Origin of the sequence: Providencia sp. PROV156, from assembly GCF_028480905.1 — a bacterium.
Lineage (GTDB): Bacteria > Pseudomonadota > Gammaproteobacteria > Enterobacterales > Enterobacteriaceae > Providencia > Providencia hangzhouensis.
In genome coordinates, this window is the sequence record NZ_JAMPPE010000025.1 from 20,175 (window position 1) to 32,940 (window position 12,766).

Below are 12,766 nucleotides of genomic sequence, written 5' to 3' on the forward strand. Positions count from 1 at the left end.
TTGTAATAAAAAAGCCCTGATAGTTTCCTATCAAGGCTTTTATATTTACAGCTAGCGAGTTGTTAGAAATCAGCAGGTTTTGCCATTGCAGAGGTTGCTACGTTTGAAGCAACATGACCACCTGCGCCGCCTTTACCTTCAAAGGTTGAGGCTTCACGCTGGAATTCTGTTATCTCAAATGGTGCAGCAGCACTTGCAGGTGCGGGCGCTTTTGTCATTGGAGAATAAGCATGACGTTTATGTAAGCTGACCGCTGGGTTGCTTGCTACCGTTGCTGGTTCAGCTACGGCAACAGGTTCGATAACTTCCTCGACACTGACTACCTCGGCTGATGCCGTGACAGAAACTTGAGGAAGTTGTATTTCTTCAACGACTTCATTGACAATAACAGGCGTTGTTTGTTCGTCCGCAATAGAAACGCTTTCAACCACTTCTGTTTGAGCTATTTCAACCTGTGGCTCAATAACTTCAGCCACTATTTCTACAGTCTCTTTTACAGCTTCGACGGTTTCAATTCCTTGCGAAACATCAGTTTTCTCTTCGACAACAACTGGAGTTGGTTCGACAATGCGTTCAACAACTGTTGCTTCGTTAACTAATGGGGTTTCTTCTACATTAACCATTTCTGTAGCGGTGTCTTGTACCTCGTGTTTAACCTCTTCAGCCACGACTGGAGAGACAATTACGTGGCTTTGTGACGCGGTAACATTTGAGGTTTCAGCTACAGAAGCTTCATTAACACTTTGTTGTTCAAGCATTTCTTCATTGGTGATGATTGCCATGCTTTCTTGTTGAGGCTGAGCAATCGGGTAATGAATAAATACTTTGCCAGACGCAAGCTCTGGTGAGGCAACGGCAGCGATTAATGGCATTGGTGATTTAGTTAAATGGCGCTCATCACGGTAGCGACGACGACGTTGACCACTGACACGCAAGTGACGAGGTGAACGACGAGAACGGCGTGGAATGATGGTGTCTTGTTTTTCTTCACCATCAACTTGAGCCACGGCTTCTTGACGCTCTTCAGTTTGTACTTCACCTTCAGTTTGGTTCACAGATACCGTTGGTGCAGGTAATGCTGCAACTGGCTCAGTGGTTACTTCAGGTGCCGTTTCAACAGGAGTAATGATTTGCTCGCTATCAGTAACACGGATTTTTTGTGCTAATTGGCGACGTTGACGACGTGGGGCAACCGGACGTTGTTCTTCTTCCTTTTCCACCGCATCTTCGACATGACTTTGCTGAGCATCTTGTTGAGTTTTGGCCACTTGCTGTTGACGTTTTTCGTCTTGGCGACGACGACGCTCAGCACGTTGTTCGCGACGTTGCTGCTGGTTGTCACGATTGTTAGACTCAGTTGCTTGCTCATCTTGCTGGCTCGTATTCTTATTATTACGGCCTTTATTACGAGTGTTCGCATCATCCGATGACGTATTACGGTTATTGCGATTATCACGGTTGTCACGATTATCCCGTGTTTCATTTTCATCGCGATCACGACGATTATTATTACGGCGATTATTATTGCGACGATCATTGTTACGGCGGCGGTCATTATTATTGCGGTTTTTCGGCGCTGGTTTCTCAACCACTTTTTCTTCTTCACCAAATAGGTTCTTGAAGAAAGCCGCAATTTTACTGAACAAACCTGGGGATGCAGGTTCAGTTGCCACTGATTTTACTGGTGCTTTTGTTGCAGTTTCTTTTGGCTTCACTGTAGACATGTCTACAGGCTCTTGCAGTGCAAAAGCTGAAATTGCAGGTTGCTCAGGGATTTTGCGCTCAGCGGTAGCCTCGTCACTTTGTGTCAAAGTGACGGTTTCGTGATATTGAGCTAAGTTATAGCTTAAAGTATTTACCTCTTCACCTTTACGAATGCGGATCACATGGAAGTGAGGCGTTTGCATTTGGTCATTAGGGACAATCACAACGCGAACATGGCTTTGGCGTTGTTCGATATCACTAACGGCTTTACGCTTTTCATTCAATAGGTAAGATGCAATTTGTACAGGAACAATGGCATGCACTTCGTGAGTATTTTCTTTCAGTGCTTCTTCTTCGATAAGGCGAAGAACAGACAGGGAAAGTGATTCGTTATCACGAATGGTTCCCGTTCCTGAACAGCGAGGGCACACGTGATGGCTGGATTCACCTAACGATGGGCTCAAGCGCTGACGTGACATTTCTAATAAACCAAAACGAGAGATGCGTGCAATTTGAATGCGAGCACGGTCTTGGCGTACAGCTTCACGTAAGCGGTTTTCTACTTCACGTTGATGCCTAACTGGCGTCATATCGATAAAATCGATAACAATCAAACCACCTAGGTCACGTAGACGTAATTGACGTGCAATTTCATCAGCCGCTTCTAAGTTAGTATTGAACGCAGTTTCTTCGATATCGCCACCACGTGTTGAACGTGAGGAGTTGATATCGATAGCGGTCAGAGCTTCAGTGGTATCAATAACTAATGCACCACCTGATGGCAAACGCACTTCGCGTTGGAACGCAGATTCGATTTGTGATTCAATTTGGTAGTGGCTAAAAAGTGGAACATCGCCACTGTAGTGTTTGATCTTGCTTGCAAAATCACCACGACCGATAGCTTCGATATGGTTGCGTGCCATTTCGACAACTTTCGGGTTATCTATTAGGATCTCACCGATATCTGGGCGTAGATAATCGCGGAATGCACGAACAATAACGTTACTTTCTTGGTGGATCAAGAAAGGTGCAGGGCGGTTTTCAGCGGCTTTTTGAATCGCTTCCCAGTGACGTAAACGGTAAAGCAAATCTTGTTGCAGTGATTCTGCAGATTTACCCACACCCGCGGTGCGAACGATTAAGCCCATGCCATCTGGAATTTGTAAAGAAGACAGCGCTTCTTTTAGCTCAGTGCGGTCTTCGCCTTCGATACGACGTGAAATGCCTCCCGCACGTGGGTTATTTGGCATTAAAACGAGGTAACTTCCTGCCAAGCTAATGAAGGTGGTTAATGCGGCACCTTTATTTCCACGCTCTTCTTTATCCACTTGAACGATAACTTCTTGGCCTTCTTTTAACACATCTTTAATGTTAGGACGGCCTTGGGAGTGATAGTTGCTTGGGAAGTATTCACGAGCGATTTCTTTGATAGGAAGGAAACCGTGTCTTTCAGCGCCATAGTCAACAAAAGCAGCTTCAAGACTAGGTTCGATACGAGTGATTTTACCTTTGTAAATATTGGCCTTTTTTTGCTCATGACCGGGACTTTCAATATCCAAATCATAGAGGCGTTGCCCGTCAACAAGGGCAACACGCAACTCTTCCTGTTGAGTTGCGTTTATTAGCATTCTTTTCATGTTATTACTTACTCATTATTTTCTTTTAAATAAAGAGCAGCGAAAGAAAGAGCTACTGTAAACCGATGGCCTCGTGATTTTTACAAAACCGTCTGCCTCGCGGCAGTCGTTCGTATAGAGACGCGCAGTATTCGGTGAACCTGATTTTTAGATTAAAAATTCAGCGTTCTTAATCAGGATGCCGTAAGTTATTAAAGAAAACGGAAGTTCCTAACCCAATAAGCCAAAATTCGTTGCTCGCTAATTTATTTGATGTTGCTAAATGTCTTACGCCATTGCTGCACTGTTACGCCATCAAATAAGAAATCCTATAAAACGTTAACTTTCGTTTTTTAAACATCTTAGCAACTTCATATTATTCCATTGCCATAGGCATTATAGCAAGTCGATACGGAAGTTATATGGAAATTTTATTTAGAAATAGGATAAATCATGCAGAAAATAACCAAATTAAAAAAAAAGATAAAAAATTTTGTGGAGTCGGTATGATAGGGAAAGCGAATAAGAGCATATTTTAATCAATTAGAGTTAACGCATTCCCGAATGAATACACAAAATCAAGTTCAATTTATTGACATCAGCGATGACGAAGCTGGGCAACGTATCGATAACTTTTTGCTCACTAAACTTAAAGGTGTACCAAAGAGTATGATTTATCGCATTATCCGCAAAGGGGAAGTGCGTGTTAACAAGGGGCGGATAAAGCCTGAGTATAAATTAGTCGAAGGGGACCAAGTCCGCGTTCCTCCCGTTAGGGTTGCTGAACGGGAAACTACACCGGTTTCGGCTAAACTGGATAAGGTCGCTGCATTAGCGAATTGCATTTTATTTGAAGATGACGTTCTCTTAGTGCTGAATAAACCATCTGGTACTGCTGTTCATGGTGGAAGTGGTTTAAGCTTTGGCGTTATCGAAGGCTTGAGGGCTTTGCGACCCGAAGCGCGTTTCCTTGAATTAGTCCATCGCTTGGATAGAGACACTTCTGGGATTTTGTTAGTGGCGAAAAAACGTTCTGCACTTCGCGCACTACATGAACAATTGCGTTTAAAACAAATGCAAAAAGATTATTTAGCACTCGTAAGAGGTAATTGGCAGTCCCACATGAAAGTTGTTCAAGCTCCTTTACTGAAAAATATTCTACAAAGTGGTGAACGTGTCGTGAAAGTGAGCAGCGAAGGGAAGCCATCAGAGACACGCTTTAAAGTGGAAGAGCGTTTTGATAATGCAACTTTAATAAAAGCGAGCCCTGTCACAGGGCGTACGCATCAGATTCGTGTGCATACTCTCTATGCGGGGCATCCTATTGCATTTGATGACCGTTATGGTGACAAGCAATTTGATAGCCAATTGGCCGGAACAGGTTTAAACCGCTTATTTTTGCATGCGAGCGCACTGAAATTTACACACCCTAAAACGGGAGATGAGATGCGTTTGCAAGCTCCATTAGATAACCAATTGAATCACTGCCTAAAAATATTACGTAGTCGTAAAGCAGAAAAGTAGGTTATTTAATTAACTGGCAGGTATTTCCTGCCAGTTAACTGATTAATTATCAAACAATGGGCTAACTTGGTGTTGTCGTAACATTTCAAGTAATAGAATAAGTGGAAGCCCCACTAACGTATTGGGGTCACGCCCTTCCAAACGTTCAAATAAGCTAATCCCTAATCCCTCTGATTTAAAACTTCCAGCACATTGATAAGGCTCATCTTTAAGTAAGTAATTAGTTATTTCGGCGTCAGATAGTGATCTAAAATGAACGTGAAACAATTCACACTCGACATTAAACTTACCTGTTTCAGTATCGAGTAAACATAGGCCAGTATAAAAAGTGACCTTATTGCCTGACGCAGATTTAAGCTGTTGAAAGGCATTATCAAAATTATGCGGTTTGCCCATAATTTTATTTCCAATTACACAGACTTGGTCAGAACCAATAATCAGGTGCTGAGGGTATTTAGCAAAGAGTGCGTTGGCCTTTTCATGAGATAAACGCATGACTAAAGCCTGAGCGGACTCATTCAATATGGGCGATTCATCAATATTGGGAGCCACTGCTAAAAAAGGCAATCCCAGTTTTTTTAGTAGGGCTTGTCGGTATGTTGAAGTTGACGCCAAAATAATCGATTTCATGATTTTTCTCGAAACTCGTAGCCAAAAGGGTTAACTCATTTTAAACTATAAAACGTAAAACCTACGGTTTTTTGGTGAAAAGGCGAGTTTACCCCGCCTTTTTCTTTGACTATAGCTCATTACAAAGTTAATATGCGCGCCTTATGCAAAAGGTAAAATTACCCCTGACTATCGATGCGCAGCGTGCAGCTCAGAAAAACCTCGACTATGTTGGGAGTTATACATCTGAGCAAGTTACACGAATTGCCGAATCAGTAGTCAGTGTAGATAGTGATGTAGAAACCGAATTATCATTTAAAATTGATAATCAGCGTTTGACTGTCATCGAGGGGAAATCCCAAGTGGATGTCACCTTACAATGCCAACGTTGCAGAACTGATTTCAAACATCATGTCTACGTATCGTATTGTTTTAGTCCTGTCGTCAATGACGAAAAGGCCGAAGCATTACCGGAGCTCTATGAACCGATTCAAATTGATGAATTTGGTGAAATAGATTTGCTGGGAATGATAGAAGATGAAATAATTCTATCCTTACCAGTGGTTCCGGTTCATGATTCTGAACACTGTGAAGTGTCCGAAGCGGACATGGTGTATGGTGAACTGCCTCCTGAGGCAGAAAAACCAAACCCATTTGCCGTATTAGCCAGTTTAAAGAAAAGTACTTAAGGAGTAAGGTCAATGGCCGTACAACAGAATAAACCAACTCGTTCAAAACGCGGTATGCGTCGTTCACATGATGCACTGACTGCTACCCTAGTTTCTGTAGATAAAACTTCCGGTGAAACTCACCTGCGTCACCATGTGACTGCAGATGGTTACTACCGTGGCCGTAAGGTTATCAACAAGTAATTTGTTGTTACCTTGGCTAATCTAACCATCGCGTTAGATGCTATGGGCGGGGATGTTGGTCCCCGCGTCACGGTGCCTGCTGCATTGCAGGCACTGGCATCTAATCCAGCACTCAAATTACTGCTTGTCGGTCAACCCGAAGCCATTCAACCTTTGCTTGCACAACAAAGTGCTGAGCTAATTTCGCGCGTCGAAATTATTCCTGCTGACGGCATTATCGCAAACGATGCAAAACCATCAAACGCGATAAGGCAAAGCAAAGGAACGTCGATGCGAGTGGCTTTAGAGTTAGTGAAGATAGGGCAGGCACAAGCGTGCGTGAGTGCGGGGAATACGGGTGCGCTGATGGGCTTAGCGAAATTAATGCTAAAGTCTATAGAGGGGATTGAGCGCCCAGCGCTAATGACAATCCTACCTAATCAGCAAAAAAGTCAAACAGTAGTGCTAGATTTAGGCGCTAATGTTAACTGTAGTAGTGATATGCTAGTCCAATTTGCCGTAATGGGTTCCGTGATGGCTGAAGAAGTGGTTAACATTTCTAAACCGAGAGTTGCGTTACTGAATATTGGCGAAGAAGAGAGTAAAGGGTTGGATAATATCCGCGAAGCCGCCTCAATATTAAAAGAAACGACATCAATTAACTACATTGGTTATGTAGAAGGTAACGAGTTACTGACAGGTAAAACCGATGTGTTAGTGTGTGACGGCTTCGCAGGTAATGTCTCATTGAAGACGATGGAAGGTGTAATACGCGTCATCCTTTCATTGATAAAATCGACCGGCGATCAACATAAAAAAAGCAGTTGGTTTATGCAACTGGCGAAAAAATGGTTAAAAAAACGTTTAATGAAACGTTTTGGGGACATGAACCCCGACCAGTATAACGGTGCGACTCTGTTAGGATTAAAAGGTATTGTCATCAAGAGTCACGGTGCAGCGAATGAAGGCGCTTTTAAAGCGGCTATTGACCGCGCAGTACAAGCTGTTGAAAAACAAGTCCCAGAAAGAATAACAGCGCGACTAAATATTGTTTTACCCAGGAGTGATCAATAACCTATGGCTATGTACAGTAAAATCTTAGGAACAGGCAGCTACTTACCAGCACAAGTACGTACCAATGCTGATCTGGAAAAAATGGTTGATACTTCTGATGAGTGGATTGTGACACGCACTGGCATACATGAAAGAAGAATTGCTAACGAAGAAGAAAGTGTTTCAGTGATGGGTTTTCATGCGGCCAAAAATGCGTTGGACATGGCACAAGTCGATGCAACAGACATTGGTTTAATTATCGTCGCAACCACATCAGCAACTCACGCTTTCCCTAGTGCTGCTTGCCAAATCCAACAAATGCTTGGTATTCAAGATTGTGCGGCATTTGATGTCGCAGCTGCATGTGCAGGTTTTACTTATGCGATTAGTATTGCTGATCAATTCGTTAAAACGGGCATGACTAAAAAAGCATTAGTTATTGGTGCAGATGCATTATCTAAAACATTAGATCCCGAAGACCGTGGCACAATTATTTTATTTGGCGATGCGGCAGGGGCTGTGGTTATTGGCGAATCTGAAGAGCCGGGTATCATTTCGACGCATTTACATGCAGATGGCCGTTATGGTGATTTACTCACATTACCTAATCGTAGCCGTTGCTCTGAAGACCCTGCCTATTTGACCATGACAGGTAACGAAGTCTTTAAAGTTGCAGTGCGTGAATTAGCGCATATTGTCGATGAAACATTAGCACAGAGCGGCATTGCCAAAGAAGAACTTGATTGGCTAGTCCCACATCAAGCAAATTTAAGAATTATTTCTGCGACGGCGAAAAAATTAGATATGACGATGGATAAAGTCGTTGTCACATTAGACCGTCACGGTAATACTTCGGCAGCATCAGTTCCTACAGCGTTGGATGAAGCGGTGCGTGATGGCCGTATTCAGCGTGGTCAACTTGTGCTTTTAGAAGCCTTTGGTGGTGGTTTCACTTGGGGCTCTGCATTGGTTCGTTTTTAATTAACTGAGAAAATAGACATGACACAATTTGCTATGGTATTTCCCGGACAGGGTTCTCAGTCTTTAGGTATGTTAGCGGCACTAGCTGAAGAAAATCAGCTGGTTGAGCAAACATTCGCTGAAGCATCGGAAGCATTGGGTTACGATCTCTGGGCGTTAGTACAAAATGGGCCAGAAGAAGAATTAAACAAAACATGGCAAACACAGCCTGCGTTATTGGCAGCTTCTGTGGCTATTTTCCGTGTTTGGAAAGACAAAAATGGCGCAATGCCAACGATGATGGCGGGTCACAGCCTTGGTGAGTATTCTGCTTTAGTTTGTGCGGGTGTTATCGACTTCAAACAAGCGATTAAACTGGTTGAATTGCGCGGAAAACTTATGCAAGAAGCCGTTCCTGAAGGAACTGGTGCGATGTATGCCATTATTGGTTTAGATAATGAATCAATTGAAAAAGCTTGCCAAGAAGCCGCTCAAGGCCAAGTGGTTTCACCAGTTAATTTTAATTCACCAGGCCAAGTCGTCATTGCGGGTGAAAAAGCGGCAGTCGAACGTGCGGGTATCGCATGTAAAGAAGCGGGTGCAAAACGCGCATTACCATTATCTGTTAGCGTCCCTTCTCATTGTGCATTAATGAAGCCAGCTGCTGATAAATTAGCCGAAGCGTTAGAAAAAATTGATTTTTGTGAGCCAGACTATCCAGTTATTAACAATGTTGATGTTAAAATTGAGAAATCGGCACAAAATATTCGTGATGCTTTAGTCCGTCAACTGTATAATCCAGTACGCTGGACGGAAACAGTAGAATTAATGGCAGATCAAGGTGTTGAACATCTTATTGAAGTAGGTCCAGGGAAAGTATTGACTGGTCTTACCAAGCGAATTGTCTCTAATTTAACTGCCGTCGCAGTCAATGATCCTGTATCATTAAGCACTGCTTTAGAAAATAGCTGAGGACGACATGAGCTTTGAAGGAAAAATTGCACTGGTAACAGGCGCGAGTCGTGGAATTGGTAAAGCGATTGCTTTAACATTAATTGCTCGTGGTGCTACTGTTATCGGGACAGCAACCAGCGAAAAAGGCGCAGAAGCCATTACCGCTTATCTTGATGGCAAAGGTAAAGGTTTAGCATTAAACGTGACTGATGCAGCATCAATCGAAGAAACTTTGACCAAAATCCGCGAAGAATTTGGTGAAATTGATATTTTGATTAATAATGCAGGTATCACTCGTGATAACCTATTGATGCGTATGAAAGAAGATGAATGGCAAGATATTATTGACACCAATCTTTCATCCGTTTACCGTTTGTCTAAATCCGTTTTGCGTGCCATGATGAAAAAACGTTGTGGACGTATTATTTCAATTGCATCCGTTGTTGGTGTGATGGGAAATGCGGGGCAAACTAACTATGCAGCAGCGAAAGCAGGGTTAATTGGTTTTAGCAAATCATTGGCTCGTGAAGTCGCTTCTCGTGGTATTACTGTCAACGTCGTTGCACCTGGTTTTATCGAAACTGATATGACTAAAGCATTGACAGATGAACAGCGTGCAGGCATTTTATCTCAGGTTCCTGCGGATAGACTGGGTGATGCACAAGAAATTGCCAGTGCTGTAGCGTTTTTAGCTTCTGATGAAGCTGCTTACATCACAGGTGAAACATTGCATGTCAATGGTGGCATGTACATGATCTAAAGAAATGATGGAACTATTTGCATTTTTAATGTTATCTAACGCTAAATAATGCAAAATAATAGTTCCAACAGCCGGGATTGGGTTGTATCTTTTCCTGTATTTCATAAACTACGAAAACCATCGCGAAAGCGAGTTTTGATAGGAATTTTAATAGTATGAGCACTATCGAAGAACGCGTTAAGAAAATCATCGTTGAACAACTGGGTGTTAAAGAGGAAGAAGTTGTAAATACAGCTTCATTTGTTGATGACTTGGGCGCTGATTCTCTTGACACAGTTGAGCTAGTTATGGCTCTGGAAGAAGAGTTCGATTGCGAAATCCCTGACGAAGAAGCTGAAAAGATCACAACAGTACAGGCTGCGATTGACTACGTCGAGAACGCATCTAAATAATTGTACGAAAACTTATCTAGGCGATCACTCGATCGCCTATGTTCCTTTTGTAACTTTTCCCTCCTTGGAGGAAATACGTGTCTAAGCGTCGTGTAGTCGTAACCGGACTGGGCATGTTATCTCCTGTCGGCAACACAGTTGAGTCATCATGGAAAGCTGTTTGTGACGGACAGAGTGGTATCAGCCTAATCGATCATTTTGATACTACTAACCACGCAACTAAATTTGCTGGCTTAGTAAAAGATTTCAATTACGAAGAATTTGGCATCTCTCGTAAAGATGCAAAGAAAATGGATCCATTCATCCAATATGGTATCGCTGCTGGCTTTCAAGCCTTTAAAGATGCTGGATTGGAAGTAACAGAAGCCAATGCTACTCGAATTGGTGCAGCGATTGGTTCTGGTATTGGTGGGTTAGGCTTAATTCAGGACAACTGTGAGTCATTACTGCACGGTGGGCCTCGTAAGGTAAGTCCATTCTTCGTACCATCGACCATCATTAATATGGTGGCTGGTCATTTAAGCATTATGTACGGTTTCCGTGGTCCAAGTATTTCAATTGCAACTGCCTGTACATCAGGTGTGCATAATATTGGTCATGCAGCTCGTATGATTGCTTACGGTGACGCCGATGTAATGGTTGCAGGCGGCGCTGAAAAAGCGACTACACCACTTGGTGTGGCTGGTTTCGGTGCAGCGCGTGCATTATCGACTCGCAACGATGACCCGCAAGCGGCAAGTCGCCCATGGGATAAAGACCGTGATGGTTTTGTTCTGGGAGATGGCGCAGGTATCATTATTCTTGAAGAATATGAACATGCGAAAGCACGCGGTGCAAAAATTTATGCAGAAATTGCAGGTTTTGGGATGAGCAGTGATGCTTACCATATGACATCACCACCTGAAAATGGTGCGGGTGCAGCACTTGCAATGGAAAATGCACTAAATGACGCAGGAATCAAAGCGAGAGACGTGGGGTATATCAATGCTCACGGTACTTCAACTCCTGCAGGCGATTTAGCAGAAGCACAAGCAGTCGTTAATGTATTTGGTGAGGGCACAGATGTATTAGTCAGCTCAACTAAATCAATGACTGGGCACTTACTTGGTGCTGCAGGTGCTATTGAGTCAATCTTCACTATTTTGGCATTGTGCGATCAAATTGTTCCACCTACCATTAATTTGGATAACCCAGATGAAGCGTGCAAACTGGATTTTGTTCCAGGTGAAGCACGTAAAGTGGATAACATGGAGTATGCTCTGTGTAACTCGTTTGGTTTTGGTGGCACCAACGGTTCATTAATTTTCCGTCGTTATCACGGCGAATAATTAATCTATTACCGTTAGTTATTAGCCCTAGTCACGTATTGTGGCTGGGGCTTTATTTTGCCCAGTTCTTTGCACAGTTCTTCGCTTTAGTTTATGATAATCCCACTTGATTACTGTCTGATTTATCAGCTTTTATTATAAGTATTATCAATGTCATATTGGGTTGATGGGCAGCTTTGCCAGCAAATAAGTGTTACTGATCGCGCAGTCTCTTTTGGGGACGGCTGCTTTACGACCATACATGGCGTTAATCAGCAAGCTAAAATGTTAAATGAGCATATTGCTCGGTTAAAGCACGATAGCCAAAGATTGAAAATTGCTCAGCCAGATTGGGAAAGGTTGGCAGAGCATCTAAAGCAGGTTTGTGCAGAACAGACTCAAGATGAATTTGTGGTCAAAGTGATTATTAGTCGCGGTGCTGGTGGTAGAGGATATAGCTCTAAAGGTTTTACCTCGCCGACGGTGATAGTCAGCGTTTCTCCCTTCCCGAATAATTATGTCCAATTACAGTGCAAAGGGGCTAACCTCGTTCTTAGCCAAATTCCATTGGCTCGTAACCCATTGCTAGCAGGGATGAAACACCTCAACCGCTTAGAACAAGTCCTTATTAAGCAAGAGGTTGATGAACTTAATGCAGATGAAGCTATTGTGCTAGACACCGACGGTATTATTGTTGAATGCTGTAGTGCTAATGTTTTCTGGCGAATTGGTCAAACAGTGTATACCCCAGTTTTATCTCATAGTGGTGTGAATGGATTAATGAGACAAAAGATAATATCACTGTTACAAGATAGCCAGTACCATCTTCAACAGGTGGAACGCTTTGCTAACGTCTTAACTCATTGTGATGAAGTGGTTATTTGTAATGCGCTGATGCCAGTTTTACCGGTACAAAGTATTCAAATGGATAAACAACTTCCACCATTACAATTTGCGTCTCGTGAGCTGTTTGAGTATCTATTTTTGCGTTGCAAAATTTAGTTTTTATAAATGAATTAATTATTACCAATACACG

12 protein-coding genes are annotated in these 12,766 nt (G+C 42.8%); 10 read left to right on the plus strand and 2 right to left on the minus strand.

The window, feature by feature from the left end:
• Positions 1-62 precede the first annotated feature (62 nt).
• Complete coding sequence (rne, locus tag PSF31_RS16665; protein WP_096863856.1) at positions 63-3,341, minus strand: ribonuclease E; 3,279 nt, start codon at positions 3,339-3,341, stop codon at positions 63-65.
• A gap of 543 nt (positions 3,342-3,884) precedes the next feature.
• Between rne and rluC the strand changes: the two genes are divergently transcribed.
• Positions 3,885-4,844, plus strand: coding sequence for a 23S rRNA pseudouridine(955/2504/2580) synthase RluC (gene rluC, locus PSF31_RS16670; RefSeq protein WP_096863857.1), 960 nt, complete (start codon positions 3,885-3,887; stop codon positions 4,842-4,844).
• A gap of 42 nt (positions 4,845-4,886) precedes the next feature.
• Here the strand turns inward: rluC and PSF31_RS16675 are convergent, their stop codons facing one another.
• Entirely contained in the window at positions 4,887-5,474 is a 588-nt protein-coding gene (locus PSF31_RS16675) for a Maf family protein (protein ID WP_096863858.1), read from the minus strand.
• Positions 5,475-5,617: 143 nt separating this feature from the next.
• Between PSF31_RS16675 and yceD the strand changes: the two genes are divergently transcribed.
• From yceD to pabC, 9 genes are all read left to right on the plus strand, one after another.
• Positions 5,618-6,142: a 23S rRNA accumulation protein YceD gene (yceD, locus tag PSF31_RS16680; RefSeq protein WP_004253206.1), complete on the plus strand. Its 525-nt coding sequence runs from the start codon at positions 5,618-5,620 to the stop codon at positions 6,140-6,142.
• A gap of 12 nt (positions 6,143-6,154) precedes the next feature.
• A complete protein-coding gene (gene rpmF, locus PSF31_RS16685) occupies positions 6,155-6,325 on the plus strand; it encodes a 50S ribosomal protein L32 (protein WP_004253223.1) in 171 nt (56 codons plus the stop codon).
• 12 nt (positions 6,326-6,337) lie between these two features.
• Positions 6,338-7,378 (plus strand): phosphate acyltransferase PlsX, encoded by a 1,041-nt coding sequence (gene plsX, locus PSF31_RS16690; RefSeq protein WP_096863859.1) that lies wholly within the window; start codon positions 6,338-6,340, stop codon positions 7,376-7,378.
• A gap of 9 nt (positions 7,379-7,387) precedes the next feature.
• A complete protein-coding gene (locus PSF31_RS16695) occupies positions 7,388-8,338 on the plus strand; it encodes a beta-ketoacyl-ACP synthase III (protein ID WP_094960620.1) in 951 nt (316 codons plus the stop codon).
• 18 nt (positions 8,339-8,356) lie between these two features.
• Positions 8,357-9,289 carry an ACP S-malonyltransferase gene (gene fabD, locus PSF31_RS16700; protein WP_096863860.1) on the plus strand — a complete coding sequence of 311 codons (933 nt, stop codon included), beginning with the start codon at positions 8,357-8,359 and terminating at the stop codon, positions 9,287-9,289.
• Between the two features lie 7 nt (positions 9,290-9,296).
• Entirely contained in the window at positions 9,297-10,031 is a 735-nt protein-coding gene (fabG, locus tag PSF31_RS16705; protein WP_004253233.1) for a 3-oxoacyl-ACP reductase FabG, read from the plus strand.
• A 155-nt stretch (positions 10,032-10,186) separates the two neighbouring features.
• A complete protein-coding gene (acpP, locus tag PSF31_RS16710) occupies positions 10,187-10,423 on the plus strand; it encodes an acyl carrier protein (protein ID WP_004253236.1) in 237 nt (78 codons plus the stop codon).
• 77 nt (positions 10,424-10,500) lie between these two features.
• The gene (fabF, locus tag PSF31_RS16715; RefSeq protein ID WP_096863861.1) at positions 10,501-11,751 is read left to right on the plus strand and encodes a beta-ketoacyl-ACP synthase II; all 1,251 of its coding nucleotides are present in this window, start codon (positions 10,501-10,503) and stop codon (positions 11,749-11,751) included.
• A gap of 150 nt (positions 11,752-11,901) precedes the next feature.
• Positions 11,902-12,732, plus strand: a complete 831-nt coding sequence (pabC, locus tag PSF31_RS16720; protein ID WP_096863862.1) for an aminodeoxychorismate lyase — start codon at positions 11,902-11,904, stop codon at positions 12,730-12,732.
• The last annotated feature ends 34 nt before the right edge of the window (positions 12,733-12,766 follow it).

Excerpts from the sequence above, each read along its gene's own strand:
- acpP (WP_004253236.1), top strand. The coding sequence starts at position 10,187 with ATGAGCACTATCGAAGAACGCGTTAAGAAAATCATCGTTGAACAACTG.
- rpmF (WP_004253223.1), top strand. The coding sequence starts at position 6,155 with ATGGCCGTACAACAGAATAAACCAACTCGTTCAAAACGCGGTATGCGT.
- fabD (WP_096863860.1), top strand. The coding sequence starts at position 8,357 with ATGACACAATTTGCTATGGTATTTCCCGGACAGGGTTCTCAGTCTTTA.
- PSF31_RS16695 (WP_094960620.1), top strand. The coding sequence starts at position 7,388 with ATGTACAGTAAAATCTTAGGAACAGGCAGCTACTTACCAGCACAAGTA.
- pabC (WP_096863862.1), top strand. The coding sequence starts at position 11,902 with ATGTCATATTGGGTTGATGGGCAGCTTTGCCAGCAAATAAGTGTTACT.
- PSF31_RS16675 (WP_096863858.1), bottom strand. The coding sequence starts at position 5,474 with ATGAAATCGATTATTTTGGCGTCAACTTCAACATACCGACAAGCCCTA.
- rluC (WP_096863857.1), top strand. The coding sequence starts at position 3,885 with ATGAATACACAAAATCAAGTTCAATTTATTGACATCAGCGATGACGAA.
- fabG (WP_004253233.1), top strand. The coding sequence starts at position 9,297 with ATGAGCTTTGAAGGAAAAATTGCACTGGTAACAGGCGCGAGTCGTGGA.
- rne (WP_096863856.1), bottom strand. The coding sequence starts at position 3,341 with ATGAAAAGAATGCTAATAAACGCAACTCAACAGGAAGAGTTGCGTGTT.
- yceD (WP_004253206.1), top strand. The coding sequence starts at position 5,618 with ATGCAAAAGGTAAAATTACCCCTGACTATCGATGCGCAGCGTGCAGCT.